Annotated in this window: 19 protein-coding genes and 1 pseudogene; 6 read left to right on the top strand and 14 right to left on the bottom strand. The window is 68.6% G+C overall.

The window, feature by feature from the left end; genetic code table 11:
- Window positions 1–2 precede the first annotated feature (2 nt).
- From gspN to gspG, 8 genes are all read right to left on the bottom strand, one after another.
- The gene (gspN, locus tag D3F03_RS09050) at window positions 3–845 is read right to left on the bottom strand and encodes a type II secretion system protein N (protein ID WP_119109042.1); all 843 of its coding nucleotides are present in this window, start codon (window positions 843–845) and stop codon (window positions 3–5) included.
- A gap of 18 nt (window positions 846–863) precedes the next feature.
- Window positions 864–1427, bottom strand: coding sequence for a type II secretion system protein GspM (gene gspM / locus D3F03_RS09045; RefSeq protein WP_119109041.1), 564 nt, complete (start codon window positions 1425–1427; stop codon window positions 864–866).
- Between the two features lie 61 nt (window positions 1428–1488).
- Window positions 1489–2718, bottom strand: a complete 1230-nt coding sequence (gspL, locus tag D3F03_RS09040) for a type II secretion system protein GspL (protein WP_119109040.1) — start codon at window positions 2716–2718, stop codon at window positions 1489–1491.
- 34 nt (window positions 2719–2752) lie between these two features.
- Entirely contained in the window at window positions 2753–3721 is a 969-nt protein-coding gene (gene gspK / locus D3F03_RS09035) for a type II secretion system minor pseudopilin GspK (RefSeq protein ID WP_425453112.1), read from the bottom strand.
- Window positions 3718–4416, bottom strand: a complete 699-nt coding sequence (locus D3F03_RS09030) for a PulJ/GspJ family protein (RefSeq protein WP_119109039.1) — start codon at window positions 4414–4416, stop codon at window positions 3718–3720. The genes gspK and D3F03_RS09030 overlap by 4 nt, the downstream gene beginning before the upstream one ends.
- The gene (gene gspI, locus D3F03_RS09025; protein ID WP_119109038.1) at window positions 4413–4787 is read right to left on the bottom strand and encodes a type II secretion system minor pseudopilin GspI; all 375 of its coding nucleotides are present in this window, start codon (window positions 4785–4787) and stop codon (window positions 4413–4415) included. The genes D3F03_RS09030 and gspI overlap by 4 nt, the downstream gene beginning before the upstream one ends.
- The gene (locus D3F03_RS09020; RefSeq protein WP_119109037.1) at window positions 4787–5233 is read right to left on the bottom strand and encodes a prepilin-type N-terminal cleavage/methylation domain-containing protein; all 447 of its coding nucleotides are present in this window, start codon (window positions 5231–5233) and stop codon (window positions 4787–4789) included. Before D3F03_RS09020 ends, gspI begins: the two co-directional genes overlap by 1 nt.
- Window positions 5208–5657 carry a type II secretion system major pseudopilin GspG gene (gene gspG / locus D3F03_RS09015; RefSeq protein WP_119109036.1) on the bottom strand — a complete coding sequence of 150 codons (450 nt, stop codon included), beginning with the start codon at window positions 5655–5657 and terminating at the stop codon, window positions 5208–5210. The genes D3F03_RS09020 and gspG overlap by 26 nt, the downstream gene beginning before the upstream one ends.
- Window positions 5658–5716: 59 nt before the next feature.
- On the opposite strand from gspG, the gene D3F03_RS09010 reads away from it, so the two are divergent.
- A complete protein-coding gene (locus D3F03_RS09010; protein ID WP_119109035.1) occupies window positions 5717–6160 on the top strand; it encodes a general secretion pathway protein C in 444 nt (147 codons plus the stop codon).
- 91 nt (window positions 6161–6251) lie between these two features.
- Window positions 6252–7643 carry a sensor domain-containing protein gene (locus D3F03_RS09005; protein WP_119109034.1) on the top strand — a complete coding sequence of 464 codons (1392 nt, stop codon included), beginning with the start codon at window positions 6252–6254 and terminating at the stop codon, window positions 7641–7643.
- A gap of 13 nt (window positions 7644–7656) precedes the next feature.
- Here the strand turns inward: D3F03_RS09005 and ruvC are convergent, their stop codons facing one another.
- On the bottom strand, window positions 7657–8205 hold the full coding sequence (gene ruvC, locus D3F03_RS09000; protein ID WP_119109033.1) for a crossover junction endodeoxyribonuclease RuvC: 549 nt from the start codon (window positions 8203–8205) through the stop codon (window positions 7657–7659).
- A gap of 176 nt (window positions 8206–8381) precedes the next feature.
- Here ruvC and D3F03_RS17495 point away from each other — a divergent pair, with 176 nt between their 5' ends.
- From D3F03_RS17495 to D3F03_RS08985, 3 genes and pseudogenes are all read left to right on the top strand, one after another.
- The gene (locus D3F03_RS17495; protein WP_281271426.1) at window positions 8382–8765 is read left to right on the top strand and encodes an SRPBCC domain-containing protein; all 384 of its coding nucleotides are present in this window, start codon (window positions 8382–8384) and stop codon (window positions 8763–8765) included.
- Between the two features lie 52 nt (window positions 8766–8817).
- Window positions 8818–9090 (top strand): annotated as a pseudogene (locus tag D3F03_RS08990) (SRPBCC domain-containing protein); the annotation flags it as partial.
- An 84-nt stretch (window positions 9091–9174) separates the two neighbouring features.
- Window positions 9175–10017 carry a fumarylacetoacetate hydrolase family protein gene (locus D3F03_RS08985; RefSeq protein WP_119109031.1) on the top strand — a complete coding sequence of 281 codons (843 nt, stop codon included), beginning with the start codon at window positions 9175–9177 and terminating at the stop codon, window positions 10015–10017.
- Window positions 10018–10019: 2 nt separating this feature from the next.
- On the opposite strand, the gene D3F03_RS08980 is transcribed toward D3F03_RS08985, so the two are convergent.
- From D3F03_RS08980 to D3F03_RS08960, 5 genes are read right to left on the bottom strand one after another with little or no spacing between them, the layout of a single operon-like run.
- Window positions 10020–10751 (bottom strand): transglycosylase domain-containing protein, encoded by a 732-nt coding sequence (locus D3F03_RS08980; protein WP_119109030.1) that lies wholly within the window; start codon window positions 10749–10751, stop codon window positions 10020–10022.
- Complete coding sequence (gene aroE, locus D3F03_RS08975; RefSeq protein ID WP_119109029.1) at window positions 10748–11623, bottom strand: shikimate dehydrogenase; 876 nt, start codon at window positions 11621–11623, stop codon at window positions 10748–10750. Before aroE ends, D3F03_RS08980 begins: the two co-directional genes overlap by 4 nt.
- Before the next feature lie 58 nt (window positions 11624–11681).
- The gene (locus tag D3F03_RS08970) at window positions 11682–12545 is read right to left on the bottom strand and encodes a TonB family protein (RefSeq protein ID WP_119109028.1); all 864 of its coding nucleotides are present in this window, start codon (window positions 12543–12545) and stop codon (window positions 11682–11684) included.
- Entirely contained in the window at window positions 12542–14632 is a 2091-nt protein-coding gene (locus D3F03_RS08965) for a ribonuclease catalytic domain-containing protein (RefSeq protein WP_119109027.1), read from the bottom strand. Before D3F03_RS08965 ends, D3F03_RS08970 begins: the two co-directional genes overlap by 4 nt.
- Before the next feature lie 57 nt (window positions 14633–14689).
- Entirely contained in the window at window positions 14690–15451 is a 762-nt protein-coding gene (locus D3F03_RS08960) for a metallophosphoesterase (RefSeq protein WP_119109026.1), read from the bottom strand.
- 154 nt (window positions 15452–15605) lie between these two features.
- Here D3F03_RS08960 and D3F03_RS08955 point away from each other — a divergent pair, with 154 nt between their 5' ends.
- Complete coding sequence (locus D3F03_RS08955) at window positions 15606–16325, top strand: RNA polymerase sigma factor (RefSeq protein ID WP_119109475.1); 720 nt, start codon at window positions 15606–15608, stop codon at window positions 16323–16325.
- Window position 16326: the final 1 nt, after the last annotated feature.

Genomic DNA, 16326 nt, shown 5'->3' with positions numbered 1-16326 from the left:
TGTTAGCCGAGCGAAATGAGTGAGCGCGCGCCTACGCGGCGCCCGATGATGTTGAGCAGATTCGACAGCGCCGGCTCGCGCCCCGGCGCCGCCTGCGCCTCGCCGGCAAAGCGCAGGCGCTGGCCCACCCATTGCCCGCTGCCCGAGAGCTGCAGCGCACCCGCCAGGGTCGAGAGCTGCAGCGTGGGCGCCTCGCCTCCGGCCAGCGCCAGCCGGTAGCTGCCCATGGGCCGCAGCGTGGACAGGCGCGAGGACACGTCCAGGGCGTCGAGCTGGGCCGATCCGCGCAGCACCACGCGGCCGCGCACCGATTCGATCACCAGGCCTTGTGTTTGCAAGGCGAGTTGGCCCTGCAGTTGCAGTGTGTTCCAGGGTGTTCCCAGGCCCGTCAGCACGGCGGCTGGCCAGCGGCTTTGGCCGTCGGCCAGCGCCAGATGGAGGCCGCCCCAGCGCGGCTGTACCTGCAGCCGCAGGGGCGCCTGCGTGCAGCAGTCGGCCGAAAATTCGGCTTGTAGCCCGCCCCAGTTCGGACGCAAGCGCCAGTGCACACGCCCCGGCAAAGCGGACGTGCTTTGGCTGTCGCTGCCGCCCGCCAGTACCAGTTGGGCCGAGCCGTTCCAGACGCTGCCGCGCGGCGCCGCCAGTTGCAGTTGCGCGCCGCTGGCGCGCGCCACGCCCATGGCCATCCAGTGCGCGGGCAGCGCCGCGAGCAACGCGCCGCCGCCGCCCAGCAGCGCACCGGCGAGCGCCCAGCCCCAGGGTGCGTGCGCCGCACTCGGCGCGCTGCGGCGCCGCAATGCGCTGGGCGCACGCGGGCTTGAGCGGGAGAAGGGGGTGGGGGCCATGCAAAGACGTGTGCGGGTCTACTGCGCGGGCAGGGCGAACACGATGGCACCATCCCAGCGCGCTTCGCCTGCAGGGGCCGTTTTTTGGGGCGCTGCGCCAGCGATGGGCTGGGCCGGCGGCTTGGCGTTGCTGCGTGTCAGGTGGGCCTCTACCGGCACGCTGCGCGCATTGCCACGCACCTGGGCCAGCCAGGGGGCGATGGCCGCAGCGGGCACGCCTTGCAGGCCAACGGTGGCGCGCTCGCCCATTAAGCTGACCCGCGCGCCGGACCCCAGTGCCGCCGTGGCGCTTTGCAGTGCACGCTGGGCCTCGGCCTGGCTGGGGCGGGTGCTGGCGTCGGCTTGCAGCAGGCGGGCCTCGGCGGCCAGCGTCTGCATATGTTCGAGTTGGGCGTCCAGCGCGGCATGGCGCGCGGGCGCCTCGCGCAAGGTGCGCAGGGCGGGTGCCAGCAGTAGCCACCACGCCAGCGCCGCAGCCACCAGCAGCGCAGCGGCGAGCGCCAGGCGGCGTTCGCGCGGGGCCATGGCGTCCCAGCGGGTGCGCCAGGCGGGGCGGGCGGCGGCGGTACTGGGCGTGCTCATTGGGAAATCTTCGTGCAGCGCCGTGCGGTGCGCGCTGGGTTGGGGCGGTTCGGCATTGCGCTCATGGCCGGCCCGCCAGACGCAGCCGCAGGCTGTCGTTCTCGTGGCTCAATTGGTAGGCCTGCGCCTGCAGCGCATTGCCTGCCGCGGCCTGGGCTTCGGCCGAGAGCGCCAGTCCCCGCAGTTGCAAAGCGCCTGGGCTGTAGTCGATGGCGCTGGCGCTGCCCTGTGTGGCCAGCGCACTGCCCGCAGCCGCCAGCATGGGTTCCAGGTCGGCCGGCGCCAGGGCCCCGCTGGCCTGGCGCAGCAGCGCCAGCTCGCGCTCCATTTGCAGCGGCGCATCGACCACCACCTTGATTTTGGGGAAGGTCGCGGTCAGCGTGTTTCTCACCGCCGCTTCTTTGGTCGCCAACGCCGAGCGCTCTTGCCAGGCCCAGGCGTTCAAACCGACGATTTGCGCCAGGACCAGCAGCGCGCCCGCCCAACGCGCCGCGCGCCACTGGGGCGCCTGCAGCAGTGCGCCCAGCAAGCCCCCCGCTTTGCGCATGGCACGGGTGCGGCCCGAGCTGGCCAGGTCGAATTGCGCCAGGTCCCAGCGGCCGCGCGCGGCCTGCAGGGCACGGTCGCCGGCGGAGACGAGCGCCACAGGCCGGCCCAGGGTCTGCTCGGCCAGGCTGGCCACGGCGCTTTCGCTGGTGGCGGTGATCGGTTCGTCGCCTTGCGCCTGCGCGGGCAGCAGCGCCAGCGCCGCGGGCGTGAGCGGCAGCACGGCCACCGCGCCCTCGGGTGGCAAGCCGGTGGCCAGCACCAGCGGCGCTTCGGCGGTGCCAGCGAAGTGCAGGGCGGGGGCGCTCGCACCGGGCGCGATCTCGGGCACCACGCGCGCCACCGGGTGGCCCGCCGCCTCCAGGGCCTGCAGCGCGCCGCGCAGCCAGGCGCGGTCGCAGACCGCCACCCAGGCGCTTGCACCAGCCGCCGCGCCGGGCGCAAGCGCAAAGTGCAGGCGTGCGGGCTCGTCAAGCACCTGGTCTTCCAGCAGGCCTTCGAGCACGGCGCGCATGCGCGGACTGTTCAAGGCGACGCCAGGGGGCAGTTGCACGCGCTGCCACGACAGCGCCTGCGCCGGCACCAGCGCCACCAGTTCGCCCGCAGCCCGGCCAGTGGCGGGCAGCAGGGCGGCGGTGGCGCGGCCGTGGCGGGTGATCTGGTGGCCGTCCTGGCTCAGCGCGAAGCTGTATTCAGGGCTGAGCGTGCCGTTGGCCAGAGGTAGGGTGAGGACAAGAATGCTCATGGGCGAATTTCGCGGGCCATTGTAGGGGTGTGGCTCAGGGAGTCGCGGCGGGCGCCAGGTCTGCCACGCGGGTGCGCCAGAGGGTGCTGACCTGGGTGCCGATGCGGTGCACCAGCGAGCGCTCCTTCACCACCGCGTCGCCCAGGCGCAATTGGCCCTGCACTTCAAAGTAGCTGCTGCCCACGCTCAGTTCGGTGGTAGAGAGTGTGGGCCGCGTGGGCAGCAGGGCGCGCACGTCTTCGAGCGATCGGAAGGGCCGCGTCTCGCGGGCCGTGCCCAAGCTCTCGGCCCCGGCGCGGTCCAGCCCATCAAGGGCCGCCTGCAGCACTTCGGGGCTGGCGGTGTTGAGGTTGACAGGGGTGCGCTCGGGCAGCACGGTGACGTAGGGTGCCAGCAGCGCCGCCGTCGCCGTGGGCAGCCCCAGCCATGGCAATTGCTCGACCTGCTGGGGCATCAGGGGCGCGTCGCCGCCTTCTGCCACTTGAGGGGCGGTGGCGCGCACCAGCGCCTGCTCCAGCGTCTCCAGCTGGGTTGCAGGCAGGCCGAGTTGCGAAAAGAGCCGGGCAAACTGGGCGTGCACTGCGGGCTGAACCACACCGCTCGCCACCAGGCTGCCCACGTTCAGGCGCGATTGCAGGTCGATGATGCGGCCCGACAAAAATGCGTCCTGCGTGTCGGTGCTGGCACCGTTTTGCGCGTTGCCGTCCTGCGCGGCAAGAAAGGTGGACAAGCGGGCTTCTTCCAGTGGCACGGCCCAGGGCTCGGCCAGGTTGTCACCGCCCCCGGCGACCGCATCCTCGTGCAGGATCAGGCGCGACCAATCCAGGGCGCCGATCAGAATCCAGGCCGACTGGATGCGCGCGCGCTCGGCCGTCTCGATCTCGATGCTGCGCCACTGCTGCCACATGGCGGCGGCGGCAAAGGTGGCCACCAGGGTCACGGTGAGCATGGCGGCGAGCAGCGCGGCGCCGCGCGTGCGTGCACGTCCAAGGCGGCGGTTCACGATTTCCCGCCCCCATTCAGCGGGTTGACCCAGTCGCGCGTCAGGCGCCCGGCCAGTGCGTCGTTTGGGCCGAGATCAAGCTGCAGGCGAATGCCGTCGGGCACCAGCGCCTGCGCCTTGGCGGCGGCGCTCGCCTGGCCGACGCTTTGTGCTGTGGGCGTGCCACGGCTGGAGAGCGGATTGCTCCAGGCATTGCCGCGGAAATAGAAAATCTGCCAGCCGGCCAGCGGCAGTAAAGCCACTTCGCTGCGCCGCTCGGCATCGCCTGGGCTGCGGGCCCACACGGCGGCCTGGTCCCAGGCGCGCTGCCAGTCGCCGCGCGTGGTCACCGGCGCCGACTGCCAGCGCAGCCATTGGTTGGTGCCCGCCACCTCGCGCTGGCTCCAGGCCACCACCAAAGCGCCTGCCTCGCCCCCCGCGCTGCTGCGCCGTGTGATGCGCAGCACCTGGCCGTCCCAGTCAATCGGTGTGGTGTAGGGCAGCGCCACCAGCGCATCCAGATCAACGCCCCATTGGCCCAGCGCGGCCTGCAGCGTGAGCAGGGCGTCGCCCCGCGCCTTGGTCTGCTGCTGGGTGCGCACCATGCCGTCGATGCCGCGCCAGCTCATCAGGGCCATCAAGCCCAGCAGAGCGATGGCGATCAGCAGCTCGATCAGCGTGAAGCCGCGTGCAGAACGTGGGCTGCGCCGGTTCAACTGCGCCCCACGATGGTCGAGAGCCGCAGCACCGGCCCGCTCCGGCTGCGCACCTGGGCGTCGACGCGGCGAAAACTGGGGTTGGGCGTGGGCCGCACCACCAGCGTCAGATCAAAGCGTTCGCTGGCCTGCTCGCAGCCTTGCACGCTCTCGCCAATGGCGGGCATCTGGCGCGACAGGCGCACCGCCACCAGCGCGTTTTCAGCGCACAGGTGGGCCAGCATGACTTCGGACTGGCGCGCGCCATTGCGCACCAGCGCGCCCGTGGCCTGGCTGCCCGCGAGCAGCGCGATGGCCACGATGCCCAGCGCCACCAGCACCTCGATCAGCGTAAAGCCGTGCGCCGGGGGACGGCGGAATGTGAATTTCATCAAGGCGCAGCCTGCACGGCAAAGGGCCGCAGGCCATCGGTCGCCACTTGCAAGCGCCGCTCCGGGTGGCTGGCCTGGCTTAGTACCACGGTTTGCGGTGGAATCAGCGGCTCCGGCCCCAGCAGCAGCGGGGCGGGGACGAAAGCGCGCGTATTGGGGTCCAGCCACTGCGTGGGCAGGGTGCTGCTGGCCGGCAGACCGTCAAAGTGAAATCCATTGGGCGCCAGGCGCCAGCGCACCGGCACCCCGGCCGCCCGCGACTGCGCCCGCGCCCCTTCCAGCAGCGCCGCCAGGCGGTCGGCCTCGCGCTCCAGCTGGGTTTCGGACGGATCGCGCAGCACCAGCGACACCCCGGCCGTGGCCAGGGCCATGATGCTGATGACGAGCAGCAGCTCCAGCAGGGTAAAACCGTTGGGCTTTTTACTGCCAGCTGCCAATATCCGCATCCTTGCCTTCGCCTCCCGATTGGCCGTCGGCGCCAAAGGACATCACGTCCACCTCGCCCTTGATGCCAGGGTTCAGGTACTGGTAGGGCCGGCCCCAGGGGTCGTTGGGGAGCTTTTCCAGGTACGGCTTCCAGTTGGCGGGCGGCGGGCCGGAGCTGGGCCGCGCCACCAGCGCCTGCAGGCCCTGCTCGGCGGTGGGGTAGCGCTGGTTGTCCAGGCGGTAGAGCTTGAGCGCCTGCATCAGGTTGGTCACGTCGGTGCGCGCGGCCGTGGTGCGGGCATCGTCGGCGCGGTCGAGCACGTTGGGCACGATCAGCGCGGCCAGCACACCGATGATCACCAGCACCACCATCAGCTCGATCAGGGTGAAACCGGCAGCGAGGCGCCGGCGTGCGGTTCGGGCAAGGTTGAGAGCAAGGGTCATGGAGGTTGGGGCGGGCGCAAGAGCGCCGGGTTGCGTGTGCGCTGAATGATAATCGTGCGATGAGCCGCCTTACCCCCAGCCCCTGGCCCGTGCGCCTGAGCACGCTTGCCCTGTGGGCGCTGGCGGCCGCCAGCGCGGTGTTCTGGGGCTTGCGCCTGAGCACGCCGGTGTCCCCACCGGCGGCACCCGCCAGCCCCGCTCCCGTCGCCGCGCCGGATGTGCAGGCGATAGCAAGGCTGCTGGGCGCGGTGCCGTCCCCCCCGGCGCCCGGCGCGGCCACCACGGCCGGCAGCCGCTATGCCCTGCTGGGCGTGCTCACCGACCGGGATGGCACCGGCGGCGCGGCGTTGATTGCCGTCGCCGGGCAACCCGCGAAACCGTTCCGTGTGGGCGCGCGCGTGGATGGTGATCTGGTGCTCCAGGCACTGGGGCCGCGCGAGGCGCGCCTCGGTCCCTCTGGCGCTGCAGCCACGCTGACGCTGGCCTTGCCCGCAGAGCGGTAGGCGCAGCCAGTTCTGGCAGGCGCCAGCGCAGTGCGGCGCAGACCGGCACAATGGCCCGTCATCCACTGCCGAGCCCTTGCACGACTGTTTCATGCACGACATTTCTTCCCTGAAGGTGATCGACCTGCTGCTCGATGCCGTATGCATCGTGCAGGCAGACAGCAGGATTGTTTTCGTCAGCGCCGCGTTCGAGCGCATCTTTGGCTACACGCCGCAGGAAGTCGTGGGCCGGCGCATGCTCGATATGTTGCACCCCGAGGACCAGGCCGCCACGCAGGGCCAGGTCGCCAGCATCATGGCGGGCGATTTGCAGTTGCAGTTTGAAAACCGCTACCTGCGCAAGGACGGGCGCATTGCCCACATCCTCTGGACCGCACGCTGGCTGCCCGACCGGCAGGTGCGTCTGGCGGTGGCGCACGACATCACCGAGCGCAAGCAGCACGAGACCCGGCAGGCAGCGCTTTATGCCATCTCGGAAGCCGCGCATGCCGCACAAAACCTGGAGTCGCTCTTTGAGCACATCCACGGAATCATCGGGCGGCTGGTGGTGGCAACCAACTTCTCGGTGGTGCTGCGCGATCCCACCAATGGCGAGCTGCGCTATGCCTACCATGCCAACGCGCATGCGGCAGCGCCCAGCGCACCTCGGTGCAGCGATTCGCGCTGCGCCGAGGTGGTTCGCACCGCCAGCACCTTGCTGATCACGCCAGACGCTCGCCATGGGGTGTCCGCACCGGTACCGCCTGCCGATATGGCGTCCCAGGCACGGTACTGGCTTGGCGTGCCTTTGCGCTCCGAGAGCGGCGTGATCGGCGTTCTGGTGCTGCAGAGCTACGGCGAAGAGGGGGGTTACACGTCCACGGATCAGGAGCTTTTGCAGTTCGTCTCGACCCAGGTGGCTACCGCCATCGAGCGCAAGCAAACGCACGAGCGCCTGCAGCAGATGGCGCAGTTCGACGCGCTCACCCGCTTGCCCAATCGCATGGTGCTGATGGACCGCTTGCAGATTGCCCTGGCGCGTGCGCGCCGCGATGGCACGCTGGTGTCGCTGCTGTTTGTCGATCTGGACGATTTCAAGCGCGTGAACGACAGCCTGGGGCACGCCATGGGCGACCTTTTGCTGCAACGGGTCGCCGGGCGCCTGCAAGGCTGTGTGCGCGCCTCCGACACCGTGGCACGCCTGGGTGGCGATGAATTCGTGGTGCTGCTCGAGAGCGGGCGCCAGAAGGAACACGCCCGGACGGTGGCGCAGAAAGTATTGGCCGCTTTCGCCCATCCGTTCGATCTGGAGGGCAGCGTGCTGCACATGCATCCCAGCATTGGCACGGCGCTTTATCCCGACGATGGTGGTGACGCGGCGGCCTTGCTCGGTCATGCCGATCGCAGCATGTACCTCTCCAAGCAGGAGGGCGGTAACCAGGTGCGCGGTGATGCGCCGCTGGCATCCGAGCCAGCGCACGGGGGCACGCGCTTTTCGGCTTGATCCGCGGCCAGCGTCAGTAGCTGCGTCCGCCCTTGTACATCGCGTGCTGGCGGCGGTGGAGCGTAGCCGCTTCGCCCAGCCGCGCCATGGCGGCCCCGGCATGGGCATGGGTGATGGCCATGCCAAGGGCATCCGCCGCATCGGTTCCGGGCAGGCCGGGCAGGTTGAGCAGTCGGCGCACCATCTCCTGCACCTGGCTTTTGGCAGCGCGGCCGTGGCCGACGACCGCTTTTTTCATTTGCAGGGCGGTGTATTCGGCCACCGGAAGGTCGCGTGCCACCAGCGCGGTGATGGCCGCACCGCGCGCCTGGCCGAGCAGCAGGGTGGACTGCGGGTTGACGTTGACGAACACGATCTCCACGGTCGCCACGTCGGGCTGGTAGCGCGCCACCACCTCGCTGATGCCGTCGAACAAGACCTTCAGGCGCCCCGGCAGATCGCCCAGCGCGAGCTGCGTGGTGCGGATGGTTCCGCTGGCCACGTAGGCGAGCTTGTGGCCGTCCACGTCGACGACGCCAAAGCCCGTGGTCTGCAGGCCAGGGTCGATGCCGAGTATGCGCATTTGCTATTGAATAGTGAGCTATTTGCGCTTATGGGATAAGCGCTACAGGTCGATTTGACCAAAAATTTTGGTGCATGGGAAACGCGGTGGGCGTGCGCCGGCCATGATACGGGGACGATTGCAGCGCGGCCTGCGTCCCTGCAAAATGAAGCCATCCGATTCTTGAGGAGCCTGACATGGAGACCGGCACCGTCCGCCTGCAGCGCGTGCTGCGCGCCAGCCCCGAGCGCGTTTACCGCGCGTTTCTCGACCCAGCCGCCATGGCCAAATGGCTTCCGCCGCATGGTTTCACTTGCACGGTGGAGCACATGGACGCCCGCGTGGGTGGCCACTACCGCATGGCATTAGGGCCTGTTAACACTATGCAAGGGGATCGCGTTGCCCCGCAAAGGGGCTGTATGCAAGGCACACGTGCACAGCAAGGCTGGTGCCTTGCAAGCGCGGGCAACGCTGCAGACGGCCCCTTTGCGAGGCAACCCGAAGGGAAGGTCACCAGAGCCCGTCCCTCGGCGTTGCGCTCCTTGAGCGTGCGGACGCACGCACTGCGTCGCGCGCCTTGATGGGCAGGCTCTGATGACCTTCGCGACCCCTTGCATAGTGTTAACAGGCCCTAACTTCGGCAGGGGCGAGAAGCACAGCTTTGGCGGCACCTATCTGGAACTGGTGCCTGGCGAGCGCATCCGTTACACCGACCGGTTTGATGATCCGAATTTGCCTGGCGACATGCAGACCACCGTGCAATTGCGCGCCGTGGGCTGCGGCACGGAACTCAATGTGCTGCAAGAGGGGCTGCCGGCCGTGATCCCGGTGGACCAATGCCTGCTGGGTTGGCAGGAATCGCTGGTGCAGCTGGCGCTGCTGGTGGAGCCGCAGATCACCGGTTGAGCGCGGGCCCAAGTCTTTAGCCCCTTTGGGCCCCTTGGCCTTTTGGGTGCTTCCTATTTTTCCTGCTGACATAAGAAAGAGACCATGCAATTTCTCCGCCTTGGCCCCATGGGCCAGGAAATCCCCGTGGCCCTGTGGCAGGGGCAGTATTTCGACCTGCGTGCCGTGACGGCGGATATCGACGGCGCGTTCTGGAGTGCGCAAGGTGCAGAGCGCGTTGCACAGGCGCTGCAGCGCGGCGAGCTTCCCCAGGTGCACGACGCCCAGGCCCTGCGCGTGGGCGCGCCGGTGGCGCGGCCGCAGGCGCTGCTGTGTATCGGGCTCAACTACGCGGCGCACGCGGCGGAGTCCGGCATGCCGGCGCCGCAGCAGCCAGTGCTGTTCTTCAAGCACCCCAACACCCTGGCCGGCCCGAACGACGCGGTGGCCGTGCCGCGCGGCGCCACGCGCATCGATTGGGAGGTGGAGCTGGCAGTGGTCATCGGCCAGCGCGCCAGCTACCTGCCCTCGGTGGCGGCCGCCCGGGCGCACATTGCCGGCTATTGCGTCGCCAACGACCTCTCTGAGCGGATGTTTCAGCTCGAGCGCAGCGGCTCGCAGTGGGGCAAAGGCAAGTCGCTGCCCGGCTTCTGCCCCCTCGGCCCCATGCTGGTCACGTCCGATGAAATCTCGCCAGACGGTCTGCGCATCCGCTCCTGGGTGAATGGCGAGCCGCGCCAGGATTCCTCGACCCGCGACATGATTTTCAACGTGGACCAGATCGTGCACGACCTCTCGCAGTACCTGGTGCTGGAGCCCGGCGACGTCATCCTCACCGGCACGCCCGAGGGCGTGGCGATGTCGGGGCGTTTCCCGTACCTGCAGGCGGGCGACGTGGTGGAGCTGGAGATCGAAGGCCTGGGCCGGCAGCGCCAGCAACTGATGTAACCCTAAGGAAGCTCCGCGCTGGCCATGCGTCCCAGGATGGTGCGCGTGCGCCCGGCGATGTAGGCCGAGCCGGGGTTTTTCTCGAAGCGCTTGGGCGCCGGCAGCATGACGGCCAGGCGCGCGGCTTCCTGGCTGTTCAGGCGGCTGGCGCTTTTCCTGTAGTAGCGCTGCGCCGCTGCCTCGGCGCCAAAGACGCCGTCGCCCCATTCCACGCTGTTGAGGTACATCTCCAGGATGCGCTGCTTGGAGAGCAGTCGCTCCAGCAGCATGGTCAACACGAATTCCTGGCCCTTGCGCAGCAGCGTGCGCTCGCCCGAGAGCAGCAGGTTCTTGGCCAGTTGCTGCGTGATGGTGGAGCCGCCGCGGATCTTGGCGGCTCGCACCGGGCGGTCCGGCGCGCGGGCGCTGGCCTTGGCGGCCTGCTGCTCGGCGCGGTTGTTGCGCTCCCAGGCCTTTTCGATGGCGTTCCAGTCGACGCCGTCGTGGTTGACGAACCCGTCGTCCTCCGAGGCGATCACCGCGCGTTTCAGGGGCTCGGCAATCTGCGCGTACGGCAGCCATTGCTGGTGCCAGTGCAAGCCGCCACCGTGCAGTTGGGCCCAGATCTCGCTGCGCTGAAAACTGGTCGATTGCGGGTCCACCACGGCCATAGCGGCAATGCGCAGCACGAAGAAGAGCTGCAGCGCGACCAACGCCATGGCCACCAGTGCCACCCAGCGCCAAACGGCTTTCATGGCCGCGCTGCGCCGGTCGCTGCGGCGGCGCTTGCAGTGCGCATCTCCTGCAGCACCTGCGCGCTGGGCGGGCGCACGCCGCGCCAGAGGGCAAAGGCTTCTGCTGCCTGCTCCACCAGCATGCCCAGGCCGTCGCGCGCCTGCGCCCCGCCGGCAGTGGCCCAGTCGAGAAAGCCCTGGGCCGCTGGGCCGTACATCATGTCGTAGGCCAGGCTGCCGGGGCGCAGCACCCGCGCCGGCACCGGTACCACGTCGCCCGCCAGGCTGCTTGCCGTGGCGTTGATAATGAGGTCAAAATCATGCTCCAGCGCTTGTGTGGATTGCGCTAGCAGCTCTGTTTTGTGTAGCAAAGCCAGCGGTCTGTGGGCGCGCACCAGCGCCTCGGCGCGGGCCAGCGTGCGGTTGGCCACCACCACGCGGCGCGGGCCGGCTGCCAGCAGTGGGGCCAGCGTCCCGGCCGCGGCGCCGCCGGCACCGATCAGCAGCACGTCGCGCCCGGCAATGCCAAAACCGGCATTGCGGGCAATGTCGGCCACCAGGCCCAGGCCGTCGGTGTTGTCGGCCAGGACGGCGCCGTTCACGAAACTCAGCGTGTTGGCCGCGCCCGCCAGTTGCACGCGTTCGCTGCACCGGGTGGCGGCGGCCACGGCTTCGAGCTTGAAGGGCACGGTGACGTTGCAGCCGCGCGCGCCCTCGGCGGCGAGCCGGGCAATGGCGGGCGCAAAGCCGTCCAGCGGCACCAGGCGCGCCTCGTAGCGCAGGCGCTCACCCGTCAGTTCGGCAAAGCGGGTGTGAATCCAGGGCGAGCGGCTGTGGGCAATGGGGTTGCCGAGCACGCAGTACAGATCGACGGATGGGGCGGATGACGTCATGGTGTTTCTTCCTGGCGCAGGCATCTTGGCTGGCATGCGCCAGGGACGCCGGGGAGCGCTATCGCACTTCGGTCGTCAGTGTCTGGTCGCGCGTGAACTTGAAGCGCGAGACGACCGCGATCTGGTCGGCCTTGGCACGCATCTCGGCGGTGAAGGGGCCAAAGGGGCCGGCGGCGCGGGTAATCGCCTCGGCACGGTGGTCCAGCAGGGTGTTGCCCGAGCCCTGGACGATTTCGGTTTCCAGCACGCGGCCGTCGTGGTTGACGGTGACGATCATGGTCAGCTCGCCATAGAGCTTTTGCCCGCCCTTCTCCGGAAAGTTCAGCGTGCCCTTGTCTTCCACCTTGCGGCGCAGGGCGTCGTAGTACACGGCGTAGGCCGCTTCGCGCGTGGCGGGGCTGATGTAGCGCTTCTTGGGGCGGGCGTTTTCTTCGTTGATGCGCCGCTCGATCTCCGCCAGGATCTTGACGAGCTGGCGGCGGCGCTCTTCCTGGGCTTTCTCGCCCTCGCTCTGGGCGGGTTTGCGCGGGTCGGGGGGGGGCAGCGCGGCGACCTGGCGGCGCAGTTGGGCGAGCAGCTGGGTTTGCTGCTCCAGCAGGGCGTCGGCCTTTTTCTGTGCGTCTTCGAAATCGTCGCCCACACGGGTGAGGGCCGAGTAGGGCAGGGGGCTGGTGGCGCGGCCTTTGGCCGCCTCGCCGCCGCCGGCAAGCGTTTGCTGGGCAATGGCCTGGGCCTTCTCGGGTGGCGGCTCATGGGTGCGGGCGTTGACCAGGATCACCTCCAGCGGCGTGTCCTGGAACACCCGGTCGAACTGCTCGGGTGCGACGAAGCGCACCGACAGCAGCAGCGCATGCGCCAGCACCGAAAACGCCAGCGTGATTTGCAGCGTGCTGAAGGTGCGGAGCGAGGCGGGCAGTTTCACGGCGCAGCAGCGTCGGCCGGGGCCGCTTCGGGTTCGTTCATATCCACCGCGATGGCAATCGGGCCGGCCACGGCGCTGTCGCCGTCCTCGCCATCGTCGCCACCCTCGTCGTCCACCAGGCCGTCGTCGCTGGTGTCCAGCGGATCGTCCAGGCGTTCGAGCACCGTGCCGTGCAGGTCGAGCGTGATTTCGTCCACCTCACCGAGCTTCACAAGCAGGCGCGCGCCGCGCGGCAGGTTCTGCGCGCCCAGCACCGGGAAGACCAGGGGCAACGCATCGGCGCGCACCAGAAAACTGCCGCCGGGGCCTTCCTTGAAGACCGTGGCCTCCAATTCGGTGATGCCGTTCTGCTCCAGGTATTTCAGCGTCCAGAAGCGCTCCATGCCCGCCTGGTAGCCGTTGTAGGCGCTGTAGGTGGCGTCGAAGTTGCTGATGATGGAGAACAGTTCGGCGTCCTTGGGCTTGAACGGCGCGGCCAGCGCTGCCGTGGCGCCGTGGCGTGCGCAGGCAATGATCTGCCACTGGTTCACCAGATCGACATAGCGGCGCAGCGGGCTGGTGGCCCAGGTATAGCTTTTCACGCCCATGCCGGCGTGCGGCAAGGCCTTGGTGCCCATGCGCACCTTCACCCCCGGCGCCATGCTGGCCTGGCTGCGGTAGATGCCGGGAACGCCCAGGCTGGCGAGCCACTGGCCCCAGGTGCTGTTGGCGACGATGGCCGCCTCGGCGACGATGAGGTCCAGCGGGGCACCGCGCTGGCGGGTGGTGATCTGCACGGTTTCGCTGCCACTCGGCTCGCCGCCCTCTCCGCCCACGAGGCGGAAGTTGTAATCCGGCCGGTTGAAGTTCTCGGGCTTGCCGCGCACCACTTCGCGCCCGGCCTTGAGTTTTTGTGCCAAACGGTGCAAAAAAAAGAGCTGTTGGCGCAGGCTGGATAAGCGCTCAGGCGTGTTTTCGACCTCAATACTCGGATCGGCCAGCCAGGCCTCGGTCACGATGTGGTCGAGCTGGTCGTGGCGCAGGTTGGCCACCACGGGCACGCGCTCAATGCGTGTCTCGGTGGCGGTGATCTCCAGCGTGGCTTCGTCGATCGTGCAGTACAGCGACACGGCGGGGTTGGCGCGGCCCTCGTCCAGCGTGTAGATCTGCACCACGCTGTCCGGCAGCATGGTGAGCTTGTAGCCGGGCATGTAGACGGTGGACAGGCGCTGGCGGCCGAGCTGGTCGATGGCGCTGCCGGGCGCAATCGCCAGGCCCGGCGCCGCGATGTGGATGCCCAGCGTCACCGTGCCAGTGCCCAGCCCGGTGACAGAGAGCGCATCGTCGATTTCGGTGGTCTGCGAATCGTCGATCGAGAACGCCTGCACCTCGGCCAGCGGCAGATCGGCCGGCGGCTGCGGCGCATCGAGCGCAGGGAAGGCCGTGCCCTTGGGGAAGTTGTCGAACAAAAAGCGCTTCCAGTGGAACTGGTAGCTTGAATCAATGGCCCCCGCCTTTTGCAGCAGGTCGAGCGGCGCGGTGTGCGTGGCGCGGCTGGCTTCGACCACGGCCTTGTATTCGGGCGCGTTCTTGTCGGGTCGGAACAGGATCTTGTAGAGCTGTTCGCGGATCGGCGCCGGGCAAACGCCTTGCCCGAGTTGCTCGGCCCACTCGGCAATCTGTGCCAGAACGGCCTTTTTCTTCTCGATGGCGGCCAGCGCCTGCTGCAGGATGTCGGCCGGTGCTTTTTTGAAGCGCCCCTTGCCCGCGCGGCGGAAGTAGTGCGGTGCCTCGTACAGGCGAAACAGCGCGGCGGCCTGCTCGGTCAGTGTGGCGTGCTCGGAAAAATAGTCGCGTGCCAGGTCGGCAAAGCCAAATTCGCCTTCGGGTGCGAATTCCCAGGCGAGCGGCAGGTCGATGGACTCGGCCAGTGCCTGGGCCTGCGCGAGCAGTTCGGCCGGCGCGGGCTTCTCGAACTTGAGCAGCAGGTTGGCGGCCTTGACCTTGACCCGCTTGCCCGAGTCGAGCTCGACCTGGGCAGAGGATTCGGCTTCTGACAGGATGCGGCCGGCGAAGAACTTGCCGGAATCTTCAAAAAGTGCGTGCATTGGCCGAATTGTCCCATGGCCGCCCGGGCCGCCATCGTCGTCCTGGCTAGTGGGTTTTTAGACTTCAATCAGCAGGCCGGGCGCGAATTGCGCGTTTTCGACCACGCCTTTGGGCGCATAGCCGCGCGGGTTGGCCACGACGCGCGTGGCGCCCACTTGGTAGTCGCAACTGTGGTGCACGTGGCCGTGCAGCCACAGGCGGGGCTGCCAGCGCAGGATGTGCGCTTCCAGGTTGGAGACAAAGCAGGCGTTCAGCGGTGAGCCGACAAACTGCGGCGCGATGCTGCCGGGAGAGGGCGCAAAGTGCGTGACCACGACCGTGGGGCCATCGAAGGGCTCGGCAAAGCGTGCTTCGAGCCAAGCGACGGACTGGTCAAACAGCATTTGCGAGGCGGCGGGCGTAAAGCGGTCCGGGAAATCCGGGGTCAGACCGATGCGGCTGAAGTCGCGCACGAACGCCTGCGCCTTTTCCAGGCCTTCCTCGCGCTGCGCGGGTGAGTCGAACAGCCGGTAATCCGACCACAGCGTGCAGGCCAGAAAACGCACGCCGCCATGGCGCCATTCCTCGCGTTCCAGCACGCGCACCGGGCTGCCCTGCGCCTCGGTGCGCAGGGCAGCCATGGTGCTCACCAGGTCGGAGCCATAGAACTCGTGGTTGCCAGCGACGTAGAGCGTGGGCTGGCTGAACCGCCGCGCCCAGGCCATGCCTTGCGCAGGGCGTTGCAGGTCGCCGGCCAGGACGACGACATCGGCGTCTGTGTGCGGCAGTTCCAGGGGCTGCACGGACAGGTGCAGGTCGGAGAGCAGAGCGATTTTCATGGGCGAATTCCGTGACAGCGAGACGGGGGTCCATTCTGGCCCGGAGTCGGAAGCCGGCCTGGGCATGCGGCCATTGCGGATATCCGGACGGCTGTCACCTTTTTGGGATCCTCAGCGTCCAATGGTCACAAGCCCCCAAAAAAGCGAGTCCACCATGCAGTCCTTGTCCCTAGCCAACGCTCTGCCCACCGTTCCAACCCTTCGTTCCGACGAGCAGTTGGTGGCGAGTGCTCTGCAAGGAGAGCAGAGTGCCTTCGAAGCCATCATGCGGCGCCACAACCGGGTGCTGTTCCGCGCAGCGCGCGGAGTGGTCTCCGACGACGCCGAGGCGCAGGACGTGGTGCAGGAAACCTACCTGCGCGCCTTCACACGGCTGCGGGATTTCCAGGGGGGCGCATCGCTGGCGACCTGGATGGCGCGCATTGCCATCAACGTCGCGCTGGACGTGCTGCGCAAGCGCAACCGGTCGGTGCCGCTCGACTCCCACGATCTGGACCACGAGCCTTCTCCGGAGCACATGATGTCCTTTAGCGCTCCCGCGGGCGTATCGCCCGAATCCGTGCTGGCGCGCACCGAGCTGCGCGCCCTGCTGCAGTCCGCCATCGAGGGGCTGCCGCCCATCTACCGCAGCGTGTTCATCCTGCGCGCCGTGCAGGAAATGAGCGTGGACGAGGCGGCGTATTGCCTGCAGGTGAGCGACGCCGTCGTCAAGACCCGCTACCTGCGCGCCCGCGCCCTGCTGCGCGATGCGCTGGGTGCGCAGATCGAGGCGCATGCCGAGAGCGTCTTTGCCTTTGCCGGCGAGCGCTGCGACCAGGTCGTGCGCCATGTGGTGGCCGAGTTGCAGCAGCGCCATCTCATTGCGCGGCACTGAG

It is taken from the genome of Simplicispira hankyongi (assembly GCF_003570885.1).
GTDB classification, from domain to species: domain Bacteria; phylum Pseudomonadota; class Gammaproteobacteria; order Burkholderiales; family Burkholderiaceae_C; genus Simplicispira; species Simplicispira hankyongi.
This window is presented reverse-complemented; position numbering and strand designations above follow the sequence as displayed.

What these genes read in the sequence shown, in the direction of transcription:
- aroE (WP_119109029.1), bottom strand. Translation starts at nt 11,623, where the DNA reads ATGACGTCATCCGCCCCATCCGTCGATCTGTACTGCGTGCTCGGCAAC.
- D3F03_RS08985 (WP_119109031.1), top strand. Translation starts at nt 9,175, where the DNA reads ATGCAATTTCTCCGCCTTGGCCCCATGGGCCAGGAAATCCCCGTGGCC.
- D3F03_RS08960 (WP_119109026.1), bottom strand. Translation starts at nt 15,451, where the DNA reads ATGAAAATCGCTCTGCTCTCCGACCTGCACCTGTCCGTGCAGCCCCTG.
- gspM (WP_119109041.1), bottom strand. Translation starts at nt 1,427, where the DNA reads ATGAGCACGCCCAGTACCGCCGCCGCCCGCCCCGCCTGGCGCACCCGC.
- D3F03_RS08965 (WP_119109027.1), bottom strand. Translation starts at nt 14,632, where the DNA reads ATGCACGCACTTTTTGAAGATTCCGGCAAGTTCTTCGCCGGCCGCATC.
- gspI (WP_119109038.1), bottom strand. Translation starts at nt 4,787, where the DNA reads ATGAAATTCACATTCCGCCGTCCCCCGGCGCACGGCTTTACGCTGATC.
- D3F03_RS09020 (WP_119109037.1), bottom strand. Translation starts at nt 5,233, where the DNA reads ATGCGGATATTGGCAGCTGGCAGTAAAAAGCCCAACGGTTTTACCCTG.
- D3F03_RS09005 (WP_119109034.1), top strand. Translation starts at nt 6,252, where the DNA reads ATGCACGACATTTCTTCCCTGAAGGTGATCGACCTGCTGCTCGATGCC.
- gspG (WP_119109036.1), bottom strand. Translation starts at nt 5,657, where the DNA reads ATGACCCTTGCTCTCAACCTTGCCCGAACCGCACGCCGGCGCCTCGCT.
- D3F03_RS08980 (WP_119109030.1), bottom strand. Translation starts at nt 10,751, where the DNA reads ATGAAAGCCGTTTGGCGCTGGGTGGCACTGGTGGCCATGGCGTTGGTC.
- D3F03_RS17495 (WP_281271426.1), top strand. Translation starts at nt 8,382, where the DNA reads ATGGAGACCGGCACCGTCCGCCTGCAGCGCGTGCTGCGCGCCAGCCCC.
- D3F03_RS09010 (WP_119109035.1), top strand. Translation starts at nt 5,717, where the DNA reads ATGAGCCGCCTTACCCCCAGCCCCTGGCCCGTGCGCCTGAGCACGCTT.
- gspN (WP_119109042.1), bottom strand. Translation starts at nt 845, where the DNA reads ATGGCCCCCACCCCCTTCTCCCGCTCAAGCCCGCGTGCGCCCAGCGCA.
- gspL (WP_119109040.1), bottom strand. Translation starts at nt 2,718, where the DNA reads ATGAGCATTCTTGTCCTCACCCTACCTCTGGCCAACGGCACGCTCAGC.
- ruvC (WP_119109033.1), bottom strand. Translation starts at nt 8,205, where the DNA reads ATGCGCATACTCGGCATCGACCCTGGCCTGCAGACCACGGGCTTTGGC.
- D3F03_RS08955 (WP_119109475.1), top strand. Translation starts at nt 15,606, where the DNA reads ATGCAGTCCTTGTCCCTAGCCAACGCTCTGCCCACCGTTCCAACCCTT.